The sequence below is a fragment of the Mucilaginibacter paludis DSM 18603 genome, from assembly GCF_000166195.2.
GTDB classification, from domain to species: Bacteria; Bacteroidota; Bacteroidia; order Sphingobacteriales; family Sphingobacteriaceae; genus Mucilaginibacter; species Mucilaginibacter paludis.
The window spans coordinates 2,226,339-2,247,440 of sequence record NZ_CM001403.1 but is presented as its reverse complement, the minus strand read 5'-3'; the positions used below and the strand labels follow the sequence as shown (position 1 = coordinate 2,247,440).

The 21,102-nt window shown below is 41.9% G+C and carries 16 protein-coding genes and 1 pseudogene; 10 read left to right on the top strand and 7 right to left on the bottom strand.

Annotated elements, in window-relative coordinates:
* Positions 1-13: 13 nt before the first annotated feature.
* Positions 14-1,387, bottom strand: a pseudogene (locus tag MUCPA_RS39675) (GH35 family beta-galactosidase); the annotation flags it as partial.
* 52 nt (positions 1,388-1,439) lie between these two features.
* Here MUCPA_RS39675 and MUCPA_RS09220 point away from each other — a divergent pair.
* Together MUCPA_RS09220 and MUCPA_RS09215 are read left to right on the top strand one after the other, a co-directional pair.
* Positions 1,440-1,763 (top strand): hypothetical protein, encoded by a 324-nt coding sequence (locus MUCPA_RS09220; protein ID WP_008503961.1) that lies wholly within the window; start codon positions 1,440-1,442, stop codon positions 1,761-1,763.
* Entirely contained in the window at positions 1,760-2,662 is a 903-nt protein-coding gene (locus MUCPA_RS09215) for an IS3 family transposase (protein ID WP_008503962.1), read from the top strand. Before MUCPA_RS09220 ends, MUCPA_RS09215 begins: the two co-directional genes overlap by 4 nt.
* A gap of 219 nt (positions 2,663-2,881) precedes the next feature.
* Here MUCPA_RS09215 and MUCPA_RS09210 read toward each other — a convergent pair whose 3' ends face one another.
* From MUCPA_RS09210 to MUCPA_RS09190, 5 genes are all read right to left on the bottom strand, one after another.
* Positions 2,882-3,187 (bottom strand): hypothetical protein, encoded by a 306-nt coding sequence (locus MUCPA_RS09210; protein ID WP_157543852.1) that lies wholly within the window; start codon positions 3,185-3,187, stop codon positions 2,882-2,884.
* A gap of 199 nt (positions 3,188-3,386) precedes the next feature.
* Entirely contained in the window at positions 3,387-4,559 is a 1,173-nt protein-coding gene (locus MUCPA_RS09205) for a glycoside hydrolase family 43 protein (protein WP_008505947.1), read from the bottom strand.
* A 269-nt stretch (positions 4,560-4,828) separates the two neighbouring features.
* The gene (locus tag MUCPA_RS09200) at positions 4,829-5,407 is read right to left on the bottom strand and encodes a Crp/Fnr family transcriptional regulator (RefSeq protein WP_008505946.1); all 579 of its coding nucleotides are present in this window, start codon (positions 5,405-5,407) and stop codon (positions 4,829-4,831) included.
* Between the two features lie 83 nt (positions 5,408-5,490).
* Positions 5,491-5,796, bottom strand: a complete 306-nt coding sequence (locus MUCPA_RS09195; RefSeq protein WP_008505945.1) for an NIPSNAP family protein — start codon at positions 5,794-5,796, stop codon at positions 5,491-5,493.
* Between the two features lie 104 nt (positions 5,797-5,900).
* Positions 5,901-6,170, bottom strand: a complete 270-nt coding sequence (locus tag MUCPA_RS09190) for a DUF4267 domain-containing protein (protein WP_262493000.1) — start codon at positions 6,168-6,170, stop codon at positions 5,901-5,903.
* Positions 6,171-6,669: 499 nt separating this feature from the next.
* Here MUCPA_RS09190 and MUCPA_RS09185 point away from each other — a divergent pair, with 499 nt between their 5' ends.
* Complete coding sequence (locus MUCPA_RS09185; RefSeq protein WP_008505944.1) at positions 6,670-7,269, top strand: sigma-70 family RNA polymerase sigma factor; 600 nt, start codon at positions 6,670-6,672, stop codon at positions 7,267-7,269.
* Positions 7,270-7,537: 268 nt separating this feature from the next.
* On the opposite strand, the gene MUCPA_RS09180 is transcribed toward MUCPA_RS09185, so the two are convergent.
* Positions 7,538-7,969 carry a VOC family protein gene (locus MUCPA_RS09180; protein WP_008505943.1) on the bottom strand — a complete coding sequence of 144 codons (432 nt, stop codon included), beginning with the start codon at positions 7,967-7,969 and terminating at the stop codon, positions 7,538-7,540.
* Positions 7,970-8,153: 184 nt separating this feature from the next.
* On the opposite strand from MUCPA_RS09180, the gene MUCPA_RS09175 reads away from it, so the two are divergent.
* The 7 genes from MUCPA_RS09175 to MUCPA_RS09145 all read left to right on the top strand — a co-directional run bounded on the left by MUCPA_RS09175 (position 8,154) and on the right by MUCPA_RS09145 (position 20,613).
* On the top strand, positions 8,154-9,317 hold the full coding sequence (locus MUCPA_RS09175) for a FecR family protein (RefSeq protein ID WP_008505942.1): 1,164 nt from the start codon (positions 8,154-8,156) through the stop codon (positions 9,315-9,317).
* A gap of 213 nt (positions 9,318-9,530) precedes the next feature.
* Complete coding sequence (locus MUCPA_RS09170) at positions 9,531-12,848, top strand: SusC/RagA family TonB-linked outer membrane protein (protein WP_050982055.1); 3,318 nt, start codon at positions 9,531-9,533, stop codon at positions 12,846-12,848.
* 4 nt (positions 12,849-12,852) lie between these two features.
* A complete protein-coding gene (locus tag MUCPA_RS09165) occupies positions 12,853-14,310 on the top strand; it encodes a RagB/SusD family nutrient uptake outer membrane protein (protein WP_008505940.1) in 1,458 nt (485 codons plus the stop codon).
* Positions 14,311-14,375: 65 nt separating this feature from the next.
* Entirely contained in the window at positions 14,376-16,946 is a 2,571-nt protein-coding gene (locus MUCPA_RS09160; RefSeq protein ID WP_008505939.1) for a zinc-dependent metalloprotease, read from the top strand.
* Between the two features lie 10 nt (positions 16,947-16,956).
* On the top strand, positions 16,957-19,392 hold the full coding sequence (locus tag MUCPA_RS09155; RefSeq protein WP_008505938.1) for a zinc-dependent metalloprotease: 2,436 nt from the start codon (positions 16,957-16,959) through the stop codon (positions 19,390-19,392).
* Positions 19,393-19,536: 144 nt separating this feature from the next.
* Positions 19,537-19,806, top strand: a complete 270-nt coding sequence (locus tag MUCPA_RS39510; protein WP_083839320.1) for a transposase — start codon at positions 19,537-19,539, stop codon at positions 19,804-19,806.
* Positions 19,807-20,013: 207 nt separating this feature from the next.
* On the top strand, positions 20,014-20,613 hold the full coding sequence (locus MUCPA_RS09145; protein WP_008505936.1) for an RNA polymerase sigma-70 factor: 600 nt from the start codon (positions 20,014-20,016) through the stop codon (positions 20,611-20,613).
* The last annotated feature ends 489 nt before the right edge of the window (positions 20,614-21,102 follow it).

Below are 21,102 nucleotides of genomic sequence, written 5' to 3'. Positions count from 1 at the left end.
GCAAGGTTGTGTTTTAATAATTAAAAAGTTTAACTTTAAGTACGGTGACTTCATTAAGGTGCACATCTGAAGCTAAATCATAGGGGTTAGGTGGTAATTTTATTCCAAACTCATCACCGTTTATAATTCTGTTTTTCATCCATTTTCCGTCAACAATCTTCCCTTCTTCAACCGAGAGAAGTTGCGAGTTTGGTTTGCCGACATCAGCAGACATTTGCGTTATGCTACATGCATTTCCGGCAACTATATATTCATCTTTCGATATTTGCATGATCAGGCCATATCCTTTAATCAGCGGGTCCTTTTGGATCTTATAATTGGGTTTAAATATAAAATCCCCCAGTTTAAAGGATTCTGGTGAAGTTTCATCTCCTTCCATAAAACTATTAATTTTATCATCTGCCTGAGCCTTGAAAATTAAGGGCATCAAATTATTTAATACTTTATAAGCATTCTTTATCGGATGGTTATTGCGGTATACGGAATGATCAATACCAAACGGTGAAAACCCCATCGCTTTAAGATGCCCAAAACAAAAAAAGGCTTTCGGACCGGCACTTATTGTATCATTCTGCCAAATTGCACAGGCTTCAGGGATGAGCAAAGGATTGTTGTTATGAACAAAATTGTTGGCCGATAATCCAAATTTATTGGAATAATTATCGTTTGCCAGAATATCAATAGCAGGAGCTCCTGCTTGCCAAATGTCAAGCATCAGATAATTTGGTCCGCCACTGGGCCAAACACCTGGAATGAGATTGCCGCCGGCAGCATCCCAGGCATTAACATAAGTGGGCAAATTATATATAGACTTACCTGCTTTAGCAATTTCATTTACGTATTTAGCATAATTCCAAGCCATAAAAATCTCATCTGTGTTGGGTGATTTTCCAAAAACCTCTTCCCAAGTGCCCTCGGTTTTTGAGCCATTATCTGCGTATGGCTTGTAAATATTGGGGTTTATTTGATCACGATTGGCATTAATATACTTAATTAATTCGCTTGGAACACGTTGCTCAAATAGTTTATTCGCTTCAGCAGAAAAATCTCTTGAACTTCCCAAAAGACCAACCTCGTTCTCAACTTGCATCATAATTACAGTACCATGCTTGTCTACCTGGGCAATTCTCTGCATTAACTTTTTATATGCCTTAATATCGGCCGATAAGCAATTTTTATTAATGTTTGAGATAACATTTGAAATTTTTCCGTCTTTTAGCAACATACGTGGGAAACGTCCCATGTCGGTTTTTACCCAATCTGGAGTATAATGTGATTCTCCATTTTTCCAACTTCCAAACCATAAAAATATTAGCTTCAAACCATTTTCATCTGCGCTTTTGATGTGGCTATCCACAATTGAGTAATCAAATTTGCCTTCTTGTGGCTCGAATTGCTGTCTAGTCCTGAAATAGGTTTACACATTAAATAAACCAAAAATGGAATATAAAAATGTGTCAGCAATCCTTTATGATCATAATGAAGGAGGATTAGGTTACCGTATATTAGCAGCGAAGTACGGAATAAGCCGTGATCAAGTACATCGTATTGTGATGTCAAAACATAATAAGCCAAAAAAAGCCAGAGAAATAGTCCGGGTGGTGAAGGAAGAATTACCGATACCTGATGACATAAATCTACTGAAAAAGGAATTACGCGAGGCGCGGCTAAAGATCGAGTTGCAGGATTTTATGCTCGATATATCCAGTAAGGAGCTCGGCATCGACCTGCGAAAAAAACATGGCACCAGGCAGTCCAAATGAAAATGCAAAGTTGCCCACGCGGTCTTCGTGGGTTTTGCAGACTGCTTGGTCATTCACCGCAGGCGTACTATCAGCACCAGAAATTGTCAGGCAAAAAATCGCTTGAGGAGGACCTGCTTATCCAGCAAGTACTCTATCACCGTACTTTTCAGCCTCGGCTTGGATGCCGGAAACTGCATGTGATGATGGAACCATTTATGGAAGGTCATGACATGTATATATGCAGGGATCTGCTTTTTGACTTGTTGCGGGAAAATGATTTACTGATTGTAAAGAGAAGGCGCAGTCAGCCCCAAACAACAGATTCCAATCACTGGATGAAGAAATATCCCGACCTTATAAAGGACATCAGGTTAAGCCGCGCAGATGAGTTATGGGTAAGTGATATTACCTACATACGTCTGAGAAAGAAGAAGTTCGCTTACCTGAGCCTGATAACGGATGCTTATAGCCGTAAGATTGTTGGCTTCTGTATGCATATTGATTTGTCGGCAGAGGGGCCGCTGACAGCCTTGGAAATGGCGTTAAAAGGGAGGGCAAGCGATAAGCCATTAATACATCATTCCGATCGTGGCTCACAATACTGTAGCGACGGCTATGTAACCTTATTAAAATCTAATACTATCAATATCAGCATGACCCAAAGCGGCAACCCCAAAGACAACGCTATTGCAGAAAGAGTGAACGGGATACTTAAACAGGAGCTGCTTGAAGATGCTTATTCGAATAGTAATCAAGCGCAGTGTTCGGCAAAAATAGCCATCGATATTTACAACCGGATGAGGCCGCACAGCAGCGTGGATATGATGACACCGGAAAAGGCGCACACGCAAACCGGCCCGATCAAGCGCCGGTGGAGAAATCTGCTTAACCATCCGACAGCAAAAGTGATGGCATAGCTTTTAAACAAAAAGAAAGGAGATAACAAAAAGAAAAAAAGAAGCAAAAAAAGAAAAACGTGTTGGAATATGGAAAACTGAAGGAGTTTCCCACATTCCAACACTACAAGCAAACAACAACAGTTATTCTTTATCTTTATAAAACTGTAAACCCATTACAGGACTAAAATAAAGTGTAAACTTGAAACAGGATTAATCAGTAAAATGTGTAAACCTTTTTCAGGACGTGACATGCTGCCAGGTTACAGGTAGATATATAGTATTAACATTCAGCGCTTTAGCGCGTTTCCATATATCGCTCATATACGTAATGCTTGATGCTGAAGAATTTAATAATTCAGCTCCAATAATAAGGTATGGCTTATTGTTAACATATAATTGTTTTACTCCATTTGTTTTTTTTATTACCGGCAACGTGAAATTGGCGGCAATTTGATTTGAATCAGCTGGATGATTAGCATTGGTAAATGCCATCATTAATGCGCATAACAAAGTAAAAACCAGCGATAATTTTATTTTATTCATTGTAAATGTTTTATCAGTTCAAAGCGATGCCATTCAAGCGTTATGAGATTATCATATTTATTAATGTCCGTTTCAAGATAATAGGTTTTTAAATTCAAGACAATAATATCAGCAAATACCCTCTTTCAATTATTGCAAAAACCTATAGGCAAAGCGGACAATATTCTACGAAATGTAACGCCAGTTTAAACCGTACAAATTAGTATTTAACCGTTTGTTCCTTCCAGGTCGGCCCATCTATAGTAAATAAGCCGTTACGGAAATACACCGGTTCAATACCCATTTGGGGCTTGGGTTCAGCCATTTCATTGACCGAGGGAAAGGGCTGTCCCTTGTAAAAAACAAAGTGGCATGAACTCCATAATTTTCCATCTGGGCCCTCAAAAATTGAATTGTGCCCAGTTTCGCAATAGGGGTCTTTAGTATCTTCAAAATTTCCGGCTACGTCAGCGATCTGCCCTCTATAGGCCTTTTTACGGGTGCCGAAAATCGGGTCTGGCGAGGCCAGTTCCCAGGGCCCTAATGGAGACCTGGATTTTAGCAAGCCCACTTCATACCCTCTTGTCCAGGTCGAGAAAAACATATAATATATGCCCTCGCGTTTGAGAACGAACGGGCCTTCAATCCCTCCCCACATCCAGCGCGGATTGGCTGTGTCGCGGGCGGTGCGGAATTTTTGTAGTTCACCAATGATTTCGCCTTTTGCCAGGTCTAATTTTGCCTGGAACAAGCCGTTGCCGCTACAATACATGTAAACCTGGCCGTCCGAGTCCTCAAATAAGGTGGCATCGTTATTATATTGCGGCGTCAAAGGACCGTTAACCAATTTATAGGGGCCCGTAACTTTATCAGCGCTGAACAACCATATACTGTGTTTGGCCATTCCTTTTGGATCTTGCGGCGTCACTTTTCCGCTGTTGACGATGAGCCAGTATTTACCCTTCATAAAATGAATTTCAGGCGCCCAGAACCTGCCGTTATACGGGCAGTCGGGCGCGAGTTTGGTTGCGTCTATCAGCCATGAATCTTGTTTCCAATGGATCATGTCATCAGAGACCAAAAGCCTTACACCGGGATTTGGCCCTGTCCATACGGGCAATGACGTACCTGTACAATACCACTTGCTGCCTACCCGGATGATGCAATAATCGCGCATAGAAATAGTGGTGTCTTGTGTAATTGGGTTAGTATACCTGAACACATGCCTGCCCGGATTCTTCACGCTTTTATTGGGCGAATTAATAAATGCAGGTTGTTCATCACTGTTGACAACCTGCGCTTTTGTTTCAGTATTAAAAATAAAAAACAGGAGAACAAAGCATATGGCTTTAAGCCAAAATCTGCTTACCAGAGTGAAAGATTGTTTCCGCATTTGTTTTATTGATTTAACACAATTAATAAACCTTTATTAACAAGTATAGCGTTTTTATACGTTCTTTAACTGGCGGTAGCGTAAAATCCTTGCAAAAATTTCTTTACTGAAATTGGTTTTCTGCCTAAGAGATTTTCCAGGTCAGTTTTGAACGTTTCAAATTCACCCTGCCTGATCGCATCGGAAAAACCTGCAAACATTCCCACAAATTCTTAAGGCATGTCTGCCTTAGTCATCGTTTCAATATATAATGCACCTGGGTTATCTAATCAGAACTGGGTAAAAATTCTTTTACGGATACGGCTTAGCGATTGTGGTTTTACCCCGACAAAGGAGGCAATATGGTACTGGGATATCCTTTGTTGCAGATCTGCATGGTTTTTTAAAAAACGCTCGTAACGCAGTTCAGGCGTTTCCGCATATAAGGCACTGATGTCTTGCAGCATTTTTAAAAAGACTGCTTCAATGGCGACTCGGCCAAAACGTTCCCCTCCGCGAACGTTGGCATAAAATAGTTGCAGGTCGGCATGCGAAATCACAAAAACGATACTGTCCTCTAACGCCTGGATATTTTTTGACGAAGGAACCTGTGGAAGAAAGCTTTCGTAGTTGCATACAAATTCATTTTCCTGGGAAAAATCGTATATTTTTTCCTCTCCATCCTGATTAATATAGAACCGCATTAATCCTTTTGCCACAAAACCTACTTGTTTACAAATTCGCCCTTCTTGTAAAAAAAAATCTCCTTTTTTGTAGATCTTTTCTTTAAACAAAGATGTCACGATATCTATCTCTGCCGGGCTTAGCGCAATCACCTTTTGTATGCTGTTCAGTAAGCTGTTTATCATATCATCATTTTGAACGGGATAAAAACCAAAAATACACAACCTGCGAGCAAATTGTGTATTAAATCATGCTACGGCAAAGCCGATTAGCTTGCAGACCTTAAAATTTTTGTTTCTACATTAATAATTTTTTTTCTGTCAAAGCCTGCGGTATCAGCGGCAAATTCCTGGCTTTTCAAATAGCGCTCAGTCATTTGATCGACATCGCCATTGTCCGGAAAGGATACCAGGGCGATGACCTGGTTTGCAATACCGGGTGTATTGCCGATCCAAACGCCTTTCACCTCAAAGCCGAACTTCGGAAGGTTTATTCTGTGCTTAGCCCAATTTGCTGTTAAATATTGTGCCGCTGTTTCTTTATCAGCCAGGGTGTAAATTCTTAATTGTTCCATGATGTTTGTTTTTTGTTGTCTCTTTATAATATTGCTGTATTAATTTTTTTTGATAGCTGAAAGCATCGTTTGGTAAGTCTTTTTTTTAGCCTCCCTTTAAGTGATCAGTTTAATGTATCACTATTTTTTGATGGAGCTTTTATTGAAGGTTTAGCTGTCAACAAAAGTATGCCTACTACTGAACAAATAATGGTGGCTACAATGTGCGGTATCGCTTGCGGCACACTGGTATAACTTTTTTGGTGTACAGTAATCATATCGGAAACCGGAATGATTGTCGCCACGAATAACATCACGCCCAAGGCCCGGCGTTCGTTCATCAACACCAAAGCACACAATAAGATTCCGGAAAATATATCCCTGATCCCTTTGATGTGATGAAAGGAGTAACAAAAAAAGTATTCAAGTAAAATGTCTTCCCAGGGGTGGTTTTGTGGCTCATTTTAACGTTGAATAATAAATTTACGAAAACGATCTTAACACATGCTAGCCATAATCGTAACAGATTATTGGTCGGATAGGTAAATATTTAAGCATTAAGAAATATTATGATAGATCTGTTCGAATAAGTAAGCGACCGGATTTCCTGAGTTTTCTTCGTGCTAAATATTGTTGGATCCGGATAGAAATTTATTGCTTTTTAAGGGTGATTACTTCTAATCAATTTATTAATAAGGACCTTTGAAGATCAGATCAAGCATATTTCGCAATTTTATTCCAATAGTTTAATATGTATTTGACATCTTTTGCATTTTTTGGCAAAATTTTAATCAAAATATCCTAAATAGACTTTGTAAACCTTTAAAATAGTAACCGTTGCTTTGTTGTTTGAAAATTTTACTACATTTATCTTTGGAAAACTATTGATGCTTAATGCAAACAGAGGTGTTACGAAGTTGTAGTGATGAAGTTCTGCTGGAAATGATCCGGTTAGAGGGTAATCACTTAGCTTTTACTACGCTTTATGATCGCTACTGGAATAAGTTACTCGCTATTGCCTATAATCTTTTACGCGATAAGTCTTCTGCCAAGGAAATTGTTCAGGAAGTATTTATTAGTTTATGGAACCGCCGTACGAATATTGAAGTAAGGAATGCGGGCAGTTATCTTGCAACCGCAGTGAAATTTTCAGTCTTTAAGCAGATTGAACGGGAACGAAGATACCGGCATATCGAATTGGCCGACGTTGGTGATTTACAGTTAGCAGCCGTAGATGATAGGATTGAAGATTTATTTATTAAAGAATATCTGGCCGGATTGTTAGAAGCACTGCCGGAGAAGTGCGCCCTGGTAATTAATTACAGCCGTATACGCGACTGGAGTAATGCGCAGATTGCAGAAGAGCTTAACATAGCCGAAAAAACAGTGGAAGGCCACCTTACAAAAGGATTGAAACTGATCCGTGCAAATCTCAAAGCTTCCGGAATGCTATCTTTATTAACAGCATCAGCAACCTGGCATTTATTCAGATAACATTACTTCCGAGTAAAGCAATTATCTAACTGCAATCATAGTAAACTACGTTTTGAAATTCACACCAAGATCATTAAATGGCGCCTGGCCTAGTGTTCTGTTGCTTCTATGCTTGAACTTTAACGCCGCTATCAAGTGCAGGAAGTGACCGGGGCAGAGCGCTCCGCCTATGTGAAAAGTAACACTTTCCGCCCGAATGTTCATACAACGGACGTTTTTTGGCACCCGGGATACACTATCTTAAAGGAAAATTCTGGCGTCCATCGGTTCAGTTATAATTGGGATCAAATTCCACAATCCATTCAATGCCATATTTGTCCCTGAACATTCCGGCGTAGGTGCCCCAGGGGCTATCGCCAATTTCTCCTTCGATATTTCCACCTGCTGATAGCCCGTTAAATATTTCGTCGGCTTCTTCACGGCTTTCTGCACTCACTAATATTTTAGACCGGTTTTCGTTTTCGTTTACCCGGCCCATAAATTCGGGAACGTCATTGGCCACTAATACGTTGTATTTGCCAATAGGCAAAGCAATATGCATAATTTTATTTGCCTCATTGTCTGCTACAGAAAATTCAGCGCTCGATAGGTCCTTGAAACGGATGATCTTTGTGAACTCTCCGCCAAAAACTGATTTGTAAAAAGTGAATGCTTCTTCGGCCTTGCCATTGAAGTTGATCCAGGAATTGATTGTTCTCATCATTTTTATGTTTAAATTGTTAATGTTCTTTTTATGATTTTCTGCGATAAAGTTGTCAGCAGATCGTCCAGGTCCACGATTAGTTGTCAATAATGACATAAGATTACAAAAAATTAAAATTATTTTAACCTGAGCAAGGGTTGCACCCATCATTTTGGTACATACAGTAAAGTTGCTGTAAACGATGCGCCCTGAAAACTTAGATGAACTTGTTGCTAAATACCTGGATGGCTCCGCTACCCAACAGGAAAGAGAATTGCTTAACAATTGGTTTCGCCTTGAGCAATTAAAACCTTATGAATGGGAAGCTGAGCATCCTGACGAGGAAAGCAACCTAAAGGCTGATATTTTTGATGCGATTGAGCAAAATATCAGGCTCACACGGCAGCCTGCAGTTATCAGGCGATGGCCACGTTACGTTGCTGCGGCCTCGATCATACTTTTCGTTGCTGCTGGATCTTTTTTTTATTTACAGTCTAAAAAGCAGACAGCGTACCAGTCAGCAACTGTTAAAACAGATGCTTTGCCAGGCACCAGCGGCGCAATTCTTACCTTAGCCAATGGTCAGCGTGTAGTACTTGGAAAATCCGGATCGGGAATCCAGTCGCTCAAATCGGTCAACCATATTCAAATCTCGAGTGATAGCGCTATCGTTTATAACAAAGGCGCTGTTTCACCATCTTCAATTGCTTATAATACCTTGACGACTCCCAACGGCAGGCAGTTCAATGTCATTCTTCCAGATGGAACAAAAGTATGGATGAATGCAGGGTCCACTTTACAGTATCCCATTACCTTTTCAGGAAGGGAGCGAATTGTAAAACTTTCCGGTGAAGCCTACTTTGAAGTTGTTCATAACGCGAAAATGCCTTTTAAAGTGATGGTTAACGGGCAGTCTGTTAACGACATTGGTACCGCTTTTAATATCAATAGTTACACGGACGAGCCAGTGATGGCGGTAACACTTGTTGAAGGCAGCGCAAGTATTAGTAATAACACACATAACGAATTGCTGCACCCGGGTGAGCAGGCAGTTATTAAGGCTGGCAGCGATAATATTAAGCTGGTACAGGCTGACATAGAAATGGCGATGGCATGGAAAAATGGCCTGTTCCATTTTGAGCATGCCCCACTAAATAGTGCTTTAAGGCAAATTGCTCGCTGGTATGATCTCAAAGTTGAATATGAAGGTAAAGTGCCCGACATTACCATCGACGGTGATATCTATCGCGATGTAAAGGCATCGCAATTGTTTGCGATCTTGGGGAGGTTAAATGTGAATTTTAGAATTGAAGGAAATAAACTGATTGTTGTACCTAAACCAAAAGATATGGAAAAAATAGACTAAAGACTCATATTACACTCTCATTAATCCTGAAAAAAAACCGCAAAGATACTGAACTATCTTCACGGCTAATACGGATTAAACATCCCTTAGGGGAAATCATCAAGTAATTAATTTATTAACCCATTAATAGCAAAATTAATGAAATATAATTCTTTTGCTCTTTTTTTTCGTAAAATCTCCCTAAAAGAGTTTCAAGCGCCAGTTCTCAGACTAATGACGCTAACATTATTATTGGTATTATTTTTCAATACTACGCACGCCCAAACGGATAACAACATTACGCTGAAATTTAAACACGCTCCGTTATCGAAAGTTTTAAAAACTATCAAAAACCAAACCGGTTACGTGTTTGTAACAGGACAGATAGATTTGGCTAACATTTTTGTAGACGCTGATTTTAAAAAAGCAGATATCAGGACTGTGCTTTCCTCTTGCTTACCCAAGGTGAGCCTGCAATATTTTATCTATGACAAAACCATAGTTATTACACGCGGGACAACTGATCCTGCGAAGTTGAAAAACCTCTCCGGGTCAGACGAGCTTTCGGGAACCATTGTAGGCGAAGCTGGCGAAACCCTGCCAGGTGCTACCGTAGTAATTGTTGGTCTGCAAAGAGTTGTTCTTACCAATAATCACGGCTACTTCACTATGGCTGGTGTGCCGCCTAATGCCACCGTGCGTATATCTTATACGGGATTTATCACCGAAGAATTGTCTGTTCCCATAACCCGTAATTTAGGCACTGTAACCCTGAAGGTTAATAATAATAAATTGGATGAGGTTCATGTATTAGGTTATGGACAAACTACCAGTGAGCGGTATAGTACAGGTTCGTCGGCAAAGGTAACAACAAGCGACATCGCTAACCAGCCTGTAACCAACGTTCTGCAAGCACTTGAAGGGCGTGTTGCCGGTTTAACAATAAGGCAAACAAGCGGTTTGCCGGGTTCGGATATTGATGTGCAGATACGTGGGCAAAGCTCTATCAACACCAACGCCAATGTAATAAATAGTACCAATGTTATCAAAAACGTGCCCCTGTTTGTTGTGGATGGTGTGCCGTTCCCTGCGGCAGCTATTAATCAGCAATCATCAAACGCTGATAAGAACGGGACCTATAACTATCTGGTCGGCCCCAATGGTAACGGCAGCCCTTTAGCTACCATCAACCCCAATGATATCGAGAGTATTGAAGTATTAAAAGACGCAAGCGCTACCGGTATCTACGGATCAAGAGGAGCAAATGGCGTCATCCTCATCACTACAAAAAAAGGAAAACCAGGTAAAGCAAATATGTCAGCCAGTGTGAATACCGGCTATAGCTATGTGCCCTCATCTTTATCGGTACTTAACCTGACCGATTACCTCGCACTGCGAAAAGAGGCATTTGTAAACGATAGCAGGACCCCCACCGCTGGCAACGCGCCGGACCTTACACAGTGGAGCCAAACAACCCCAACTGATTTTAAATCGCTTTTGCTGGGGAAACCGTCCCATACGGTGAGTTCAAATTTGTCCTTTTCAGGAGGTTCAGGCGGAACAACATTTATCATTTCGGGTAGTTATGGTCGTCAGAGTTCAATTTTTGATGATGACCGTTCTTCAAGCAATTACGGGGTTCATTTTGGTTTAACTTATGCCAGTGACGACCAGCGTTTTAAAACATCTGTGTCGGCTTTGATTGGCAATGCTACCGGTAATCTGGCCAACGTTGATTTTTATCGAACCATTTTTACCTTACCCCCTAATTTTCCGCTTTACAACGCCGCAGGCCAATTATATTGGTATAACGGGATACCGGGGATTGCTAATCCATTATCGCAGCTTAATATGAGCTACCAAAATGCGATGACCAACATCAGTACGAGTGTAAACCTGCAGTATTCCATTTTACCGGGCTTAGATGCGCAGGTAAACTTAGGTTACAATAAAACACAGTCAAATCAAAACTCCCTACAGCCGTCTACATCGTTTGATCCCTCCCAATTGGCTTATGCAACGCCTTCTGCATCCTACACCGAATCGTACAACCAAAACTTACTGGTAGAACCACAATTAAACTACCATAGAACCGTAGGCAAAGGGGCCCTAACCGCGTTTGTAGGTGGTACATTACAAAAAACGGTATACGAACAACCTTTTTTGATCAGTGCAAGCGGCTTTCCGTCAGATCAGTTCTTAAATAACCTTTCCCTGGCTACCAATTACCAAATATTTAACGGATATAACGCTTATAGCTATGCTTCGTTACTTGGCCGTGTAAATTATATTTGGGATAAAAGGATAGTTTTAGACGCTAACTTCAGACGCGACGGTTCTTCGAAATTTGGAACAAATAACCTTTATGGCAACTTTGGCTCGGTGAGTGGCGCATGGATTTTCACAAACGAAAGCTGGCTGAAAAACAAACCCGATTGGTTCAGCTTTGGAAAGCTGCGTGCCAGCTATGGTTCAATTGGTAGTGATGGTGTATCAAATTACTCTTACCTGTCTACTTACTCCAGTAACGTAAATAATTACTATTCAGGAGCTAATGGCTTATCCCCGGTAAGATTGGCAAACCCTGACTTTAAATGGGAAACAACACATAAAACTGATGTCGGTTTAGATATCGGCTTATTTCAGGATAAAGTATTGTTAAGTGCAGTATATTATCGTGGAGTTACTTCAAACCAGCTGTTGCCAACCCCATTGCCTACACAAACTGGTTTTGATAGTTACGTCCAGAATTTTGACGCAACAGTTGAAAATTCCGGCTGGGAATTTACTTTAGTTAGTAATAATATCAAATCAGCTAACTTTTCCTGGTCAAGTACCTTTAATGCCGGCTTTGCTTCGAATAAGCTTTTGTCATACGCCGGACTTGACAAATCTATTTTTGCTTCGGCGTATGTTGTAGGTAAACCTCTTTCAGCGCTTTATTTGTTGCACTACACCGGCATTGGTGCCAACGGATTACCAACTTATGAAGACGTTGATAAAGACGGTGTAATAACAACAAGCCAGGGCTACAACACGGGAATAGGCGACCTGCTTTACGCCGGAAAAAGCACGCCGGATTTATCTGGCGGCTTAGGGAATGCCTTCAGGTATAAAGGCTTACAGCTTAATGTGTTTTTTCAATATACCGTTGGAGCGGTTGATCAAGGCATTCTATCTTATCTGTCGGCACCTCCGGGTGGTCTATCCAATGTACCCGAGGCTATTGTGTCGCAAATGCGTTCCCTGGGATTATCTAAACTTTTTTCTTCAAGGAGCTATTCTTCCAACTTTAATAACTTTCGACAGTCAGACGCTTTGCTTAGCAAGATATCATACGCCAGGTTAACCAACTTGTCCTTATCCTACAATTTGCCTGCTCAGGTTACAAAAAAACTTGGAGCAGGAGCGATCAACGTTTATCTGCGCGGGCAAAACCTTTTCGTGTTTACACTTAGCGGAAAATCTTATCCGGGCATCGATCCCGAAACCGGTCCTGTTGCGGTACCCCCTTTACGTGCTTTTGTTGGAGGTTTACAATTTTCATTTTAACATCATGACTACAACTCATTTAAATAGATTGCTTTGCTCCGGCAGCAAGAAATCCACAAATTCAGACGTGAAAAACAGGGTGCTTTTTTTCCTTTACCTGTTGATCGCGCTGTTGACAACCGGCTGTAAAAAACTGGTAGAACTTGATCCGCCAAAAACCGAATCTGTACCTTCTGCGGTTTTTGGAACAGATGCCAGTGCTGGAACAGCTATGACCGGCCTTTACGCAAGCCTTATCAATAGCAGTTCTCCGTACACAACAATTGGCTACCTGGGCAGCTTGTCTGCAGATGAGTCTGACCCTACCAATGCCTATTCTTTTTACCTGGATTTTGGCACGAATACCTTAACGCCTGATAATGGTAACATACAAAATTTATGGTCTGGCATGTACGCAACAATTTTTCAGGCCAATAGTATAATCGAAAACATTCAAGCCTCCAAGGGGATGAGTGACGCGGCAAAATTGCGCTACACCGGCGAGGCGGAATTTGTGCGTGCGTTGAGCCACTATTACCTTACCAATTTTTTGGGGCCGGTGCCGGTCATTACCACCACGGATGTAAAAACTAACGTAGCCGCGGGTAGATCTGATACTGTTACCGTGTATAAACAAATCATCGCCGATTTGGTTGATGCGCAAAAAAACCTTCCGGTAGACTATACTTCCTACAATAACAGGCGCGACAGGGCCAACCAGGGCGCGGCTGCGGCATTATTGGCTAAGGCGTACCTGGCTACGGGTGACAATGCTGGCGCGGAACGCGCGGCCTCGGCGGTTATATCAAATAGTCTGTACAGTTTGCAAACCGGGGGAAATATTGACAAAGTATTTTTAAAGGATAGCCCCGAAACGATATGGGCCATTAACCCCGAAAAGTCAACCGGCCATACACTAACAACTGATGCAACCTATTATGGAACCAGCAGCCTTTACGGAGCTTTGTATGGCCCACAATATGTGCTGTTACCCGGCCTTATCAACAGTTTTGAGTCCGGCGATCTGAGAAAGACCCATTGGATCAATACATTCAACTATCAAGGCACAGACTATTATTATGGAGCTAAGTACAAAGATTACAACCCCAATCAAAAGCCAAGCGAGTACGATGTTGTTTTAAGGCTATCAGAACAATATTTAATCAGAGCAGAAGCGCGTGTTAAGCAAGGGAATATTGGAGGTGCTCAAAGCGATTTAAATATTGTGCGCAGCCGCGCAGGGCTCGGTAATACAACTGCATCAACCAGCAAAGATTTGATTGATGCCGTTTTACAAGAGCGGCAGCACGAATTGTTTCTGGAGTTTGCCAGCCGTTGGTTTGATTTAAAAAGAACAGGCCGTGCTAACGGTATTTTAGGGGCTTTGAAGGCTTCTACCTGGAAGCCTACTGCTGTATTATATCCACTCCCGATAGAAGAGGTGAAAAAAGCACCACAATTAACCCAAAATCCGGGCTATTAATATTCAAAATCAATCACCAGGTTATAGTTATAACTACTGTGGCCTGGTGATGTTTAACAAATCACATGCAAAACAAACGCACTACCGCAGCCATCATTGTGACCGCATTTACATTATTGTTTAACTTGATTTCGTCGCAAACTACGTTTGCACAAAAGCAGAAAGGTAAAAACAAGAAAACTAACATTTCACCTGTAGTAAAGGATACCACTGCCGCCTTCGGTACGGTGCAACCCTACAACAAAGTTATTACCAGTGACGCTAAAATATTCAGCGGCCTTTTTAAGATCATTAAATTAAAAGACCGCTTTTATTTTGAGCTGCCTGATTCCCTGATGGAAAGGGATATCCACATCATCAGCCGTATTACTAAAGGTGCGGCTTCGCCGTATGGCAGGTCCGTTTTAAGCTTTGCCGGCGACGATCTGGGCGATGCACAGATCAGTTTTGCAAAAGCGCCCAATAATAAGTTATTTATCAAACAGCTGGTTTATCGTGATAAAGCGAGCGATACATCGGCCTATGGTCTGCATCGGGCTTTAATGAATAATAACCTGCAGCCGGTACTTTCGGTATTCGATATTAAAACCTACGGCAAGGATTCATCTGTAGTGATCGATATGACCGATTATCTTAACGGCGATCAAAGCATAATTACCGGGAAATTGAAAGAAAACGTACAGGTGCAGGGTATCCAGACAGACAAATCATATATCGAATCGGTTTATGCCTATCCTAAAAATATGGATATTGAAATGGTGAAAACGTATTCGGCACAACCCGGTGCGAAAACATTGAAGATGAGCGCCTCATTTATGCTGCTACCCAAAACACCTATGCAAATAAGGCTTGCTGATGAACGTGTTGGTTATATTACCCGTAATTACAATGATTTTGACCTGGACCCACAGCGAGCTAAAACTATTAACGAAATTTGCAGGTGGCGATTGGAGCCACGCAGGGCCGATATGGAGCGTTACATAAAAGGAGAACTTGTTGAACCGCAAAAGCCCATTGTATTTTATATAGACCCTGCCACGCCCAAAAAATGGGTGCCTTATTTGATTCGGGCAGTTAACGACTGGCAGCAGGCGTTTGAGCGTGCGGGTTATAAAAACGCCATCTGCGCAAAAGAAACAACTTCTGGTGATACGACATGGGATACCCGGGACGATCGTTTTAATACCATTGTTTATGCGCCTTCAACATCTTTTGCCATAAAATCGGGCACGGTTATCGATCCCCGCAGCGGCGAGATCATTCACGCCAATATCCATGTAGATCATAATATATTACAGGAACTGCACGACGTTTATATGGTACAGGCCGGTAATGTCGACCCTACAGCCCGGAAAATGATGTTTCCTGATGCCCTGATGGGTGAATTGTTACGCGCCATAGTCAGCAGGAACGTGGGCTATACGCTTGGCCTGGTTAATAATGCCGGTGCATCTGCTACGGTACCGGTAGAAAAGATCAAAGATCGTAACTGGGTAAGGCAGCACGGCATCAGCCCCAGTATTCTTAAGGATGTATTGGTTAATTATACCGCTACGCCCGAGGATAGTTTTAAGCCGGCAGAACTTTTGCCAAGAGTGGGCGAATATGATAAATGGGCGATAGACTGGGGCTACCGCTGGTTACCTCAATTTAAGGATGCGAATGAAGAGCGAAATTATCAGCACGAAAGAATTATTGATTCTTTAAAAACGAACAACCGTTTATTTTTCAGTCCGGAGGTAAAAGACAACCAGATGGATGCAAGGGCACTATCTCAAAGCCTGGGTAATGATCCTGTAAAAGCCGGATTCTATGGTATTCAAAACTTAAAGAAAATAGTTCCCCAACTTGCTGGTTGGACACAAGATCAGGATGTCATATACTCTACATCGACCAGTCCGCTTGGAAGCATAGCAAGTGAAGTACAAAACGAATTTTTTACTTATATCAGTAATGTAACGGCGGTATTTGGAACTATTTATTATAACCCGCGTGGTACCGAGACTAACGCCCCCGTTTACACTTATGTACCGCTGAGCAGGCAAAAAGATGCCCTTAGTTTTTTAAACCGGGAATTGTTTTCGACGGAGCCGAAATGGCTGGCTACCCAAGCCATACAGGATAAGGGATTACCCCCGGCCTTAAAAAATTATCTGTTTGAACCGGGGCAGAGATGCCTTTCAGCTTCGCTCTTAGATCTGAAGGTAATGAACAATATCAATGCACTTTCTGACCGGTATGGGGCAGAGAAAACCATCTCGTTGCCAGTTTACCTGAATGCGTTGGAATCAATCATCTGGCCTGAACTGGTATCCGGCAAGCCGGTTAGCGAATATCACATGGCCTTGCAAAGGACATATATTAATAGCCTGGGGCTGATCATCGACACCAAACGCGAAGGCAGCAACATAGGTGCCATAGCGCTTACGCGCGGCTATGCCGATGCTTTAAAATCAAAATTGAAGGGTGCAATTATGCATACCCCTTCCAAGCAAACAAAGGCACACTATCAGGATATGCTGTCGATAGTTACTGCGCTTGTTGACCCCAAGCGCCCCGCACCCGTTCAGGTACTTGGCCCGCCCAAACCGGCAAACAGCATCAGCTATTATGACCTGCAAAAACAAGACTTTTAAAGCGAATACGATGATAAAGGAATTCATATTTTCAATAGCCAGAAGCGTTTCATTCATTTTTGCTTTTACGGTATTACCCTGCTGCTGCTTTTCACAGGGTGTAATTTGGGGGGGCGGCGGCCTGCCGTCAGCCGGGCCGGTTGCCTTCAATAAATTGATCAAGCCGAATGCCAGGGTAAATAAAGGCATGTTTACCATTTATACAACTGAAGGGCACTATTATTTGCGGATAAACGACACCTTGCTCAACCGCCCGATGATGGTTGTTAGCCGGGTAGTACAGTCATCTGCCGGTACGATTGACGAAAAGAACGGAATTTATGGCGGCGACGGATTGGGCGAAAGCGACATCACCTTCGATAAAGCCAACGGCAAAATCAATATCAGAAACCTGACATTCGCTGAAAGATCAAAAGACAATACGCAAAATGGCCTGTTAAAGGCGCTGAATAAAAATAATTTAGCCGAAATTTTAATGTCCTGGGATATTAAAGCCTATGGTCCTGATTCTACTTCTACTGTCATTGATATCACAGAATTGTTAACCGGGAACAGTAATTTGATGACCGGCCACGCCAGCACACTGAATTATCAGTCAGACAAATCTTTCGTCGAAGACATCCGTTCATTCCCTGCTAACACTGAGATCCGGACTTTTAAAACCTATGGCATAGGCAAAGGTGACACGACAAATACCATCAGGATAAACACTTCGTTTGTGCTTCTCCCGGACAAACCTATGCATGAGCGCGCGCTTGACGCGCGGATTGGTTACTTTACGCCGTACAATGTGGATTATGACCGGAATCCGCAGCAGGCAAAATTGGAACTGAAGATCAGCCGGTGGCGTTTACAACCCAAGCCTGCTGATATGGATAAATACCGGAGGGGGGAGTTAGTAGAACCGGTGAAGCCAATTATTTTTTACATTGATCCTGCGACGCCTAAACAGTGGGTACCCTACCTGAAAATGGGTGTAGACGATTGGCAGGCCGCTTTTGAAAGAGCAGGTTTTAAGAACGCTATTTTTGCCAGGGAAGTATCACCCTCTGATAGTACCTGGAGCATGAATGATGCCCGGTACAGTGTAATTGTTTACAAGCCGTCGTTTATCGCGAACGCTGCAGGGCCGACTATCATCGATCCACGTTCGGGCGAGATCATGGAATCCCATGTAAGCTGGTACCACAATGTGATGACACTTTTGCATAATTGGTATATGTTGCAGGCTGGAATGGTTGACACAGCGGCTCAAAAACCCGAATTCAGCACCGAACTCATGGGGCAGCTCATCCGTTTTGTATCATCTCACGAGATAGGCCATACTTTAGGACTGAAACATAATTTTGGCTCATCGTCAACCGTTCCTGTTGATAGTTTGCGCAATAAAAAATGGGTAGAACTGCATGGCCATACGCCATCTATAATGGATTACGCCAGGTTTAACTACGTAGCACAGCCTGAAGACCATATTTCGACAAAAGGTATTTTTCCGCGAATAGGCGACTATGATAAGTGGGCGATCGAATGGGGATACCGGGTATTCCCCGATATTACCGATGAGCGCAAGGAACGCCATATTTTGTTTAACCTCGTTACAGACAGTTTAAAAAATAATAAAAGGCTTTTTTACGGCGAACAAAGTTTCCTTGGAATAATCGATCCAAGATCTCAAACCGAGGACCTAAGCAACGATGTAATTGCAGCTAATACTTATGGGCTAAAAAATCTTAAACGGATAGTTACGCGCTTGCCTTCATGGACCTTTCAGTATGGAGACCAGTTCGGCGAAAATTCAGGAAATAGCTTAAAAAGGACACACCCTGCGTTATTAGGACAGTACTTTACTTATCTGATGCACGCAGTCAATTGTATTGGGTTAGGTTATTACAACAATCTGACTTCCGCTGACACGGGCAGAATATTTGAACCCGCCCCAAAGTTGCTTCAGCAACGGGCAATGAGTTTTCTGAACAAAGAGGTTTTTAGTAAAGAGCCCGCGTGGATTGCTCCTGAAGCAATTACCTCGCAGGTTTGGAATCCTCAGAGGGGTTTGCATCCCCAGTTACTGGCCAGCGACATTCTGAGCGCATTATTGGCACCGCAAAGATTAATCAATCTTTATGACGCTTCTGTATTTTATCATGAACGAACTTTTACGCTTGATGATTTCTTAAGCCAACTTAAAGATGGTTTGTGGCCGGAACTGAAAAGTCCTGTAGCAGTTAGTCATTATCATATGGTATTACAACAACAATATGTAGATAACATGCTGGCGCTTATCAGCAGTTTCAAAAATCATGGTCTGTCGGCTCTCGTTCGCGCGCATCTTACAGTGCTTCAAAAAAATATTGAAAGAGTTGCGCCTTTGGTTAAAGATACTACTACACAATATCATTACCGGGATTTATTAATTCAATTAAAAAGGCTCAGTTCTTCTGTATAAAATACAGTAAGGGTAAAGTATATCTATGAGAGGTTAGCCATAAATAGCTTAGGTTTCATATGTATCATAGTATCTCCGGATGATAGTGACAAATACCAAAACTATAACTCCCAACAATGGGGTCAAATAAATCTACAGCTTTTTATGGCTTGTTCTTGGACCTCATTGTTGGGAGTATTATGGTTAGGGCAGATCTTTACCATCCGCAATAACAAGAAGCAGGCCTTCAAAAGGCTGGCTATCTGGCATATCGATGTAGGAGATACAGGAATTGATGCTTTTAAAGCTGTATCAAGGTCTGTTCAAACCCATTACGAATGTATCTTATTCTTCTTCGACCACAGAAGTACAAATGCATCCGCAGAATTATCAACGCCAGGATCAAAGCTTTCAGGGCCTTTCAAGAGTGGTTAGTTACTGCTTTCTTTCTCCTCAGGCTTGCTAATATCCCTGCGTAAACTATCTATATCCCATAAAAATTCTGATTCTACAAAATTTCTTCTTTGACCCAAGAATACCTACCCACGAGTCCGTGGCCTCTATTAACAATTGGTTAACATACAATTGATGCAGCCTTATTTTTCTGCTCATTACTTTTGGTGCGGGAAATTTAGTTCACCTATGGCATTTAAAGATTTACCAGATCATATTCTTATAGAAAAATGCCGGGAAGACAATCTGCAAGCTTATGACGCATTATTCTTCCGTTATTTTAAGAAGATCTATTCTTTCGCTTTGTCGTCATTGCATGATGAGGATATAGCAAAAGAATTATCGATGGATGTTATGCTGCGGTTGTGGCAAAAAAAAGGCGATATCCTGATCGAAGCCGATTTGTCGGCTTATCTATTTCAATCGATCCGGAACGCTTTGTATAACCATTGGCGACGAAAAGCCGTATTGACCAGGCCTATAGAGTATTTGGAAGATAATTTGGCTCATGTTTCCAGACCTGCAGATTATAACCTGAATCACAAAGAACTTCAACATCTTTACCAGGAGAAATTAAACCTCCTCAGCCCGCAACGTAAACAAGTATTCCGTTTAAGCCGGGAAGAGAATATGAGCTATTCGGAGATTGCAAGTCATTTAAACCTCTCCATCCATACCGTAAGAAATCATATTAACGCGTCATTACAGCACTTTCGGGATCATCTACAGGAATTGGCCACTATTCTTCTGCCCATCCTCGCGCTTATCGCAGTGTTGGCTAAGGCCTAAAATAGCGGTTATATTTCCTGGTGGGAAATACAAAATAAATTGTATAGGGTTTATTCATCCTGGATACAATGATGCATCCATTCTTTCTTTGATTCTGCTGTTCTCCAAAAAACACATCAATGGCTATTGCCGAATAGGCCTGGGATAAATCCGCGAAATTGAAACTTAATGACGTGCTTTCATCGCGGCGGCGAGTACTTCTATGGATAGCTGATATGTAGAGGCTTTTAGGGGCGATTTCAAGGTACCCCTAATCTATAATGATGTCTATTTAAGTCGCTTATTATCAATATCTAATCGTCATTTCGAGGTACGAAACAATCTCTACATAGGCAGAGTGGCTCCGAAGTTTCTTCCTGTATGTCATAAAGATTGATTCGTCGTTCTCCTTATAAGGATGTATATATAAGTATTTGATTATCAATGTTATTTTTGTGCGTTAATAACCAGTATTCTTAACTGGCGGCATCGTCCCGTTCAATCGCAGCG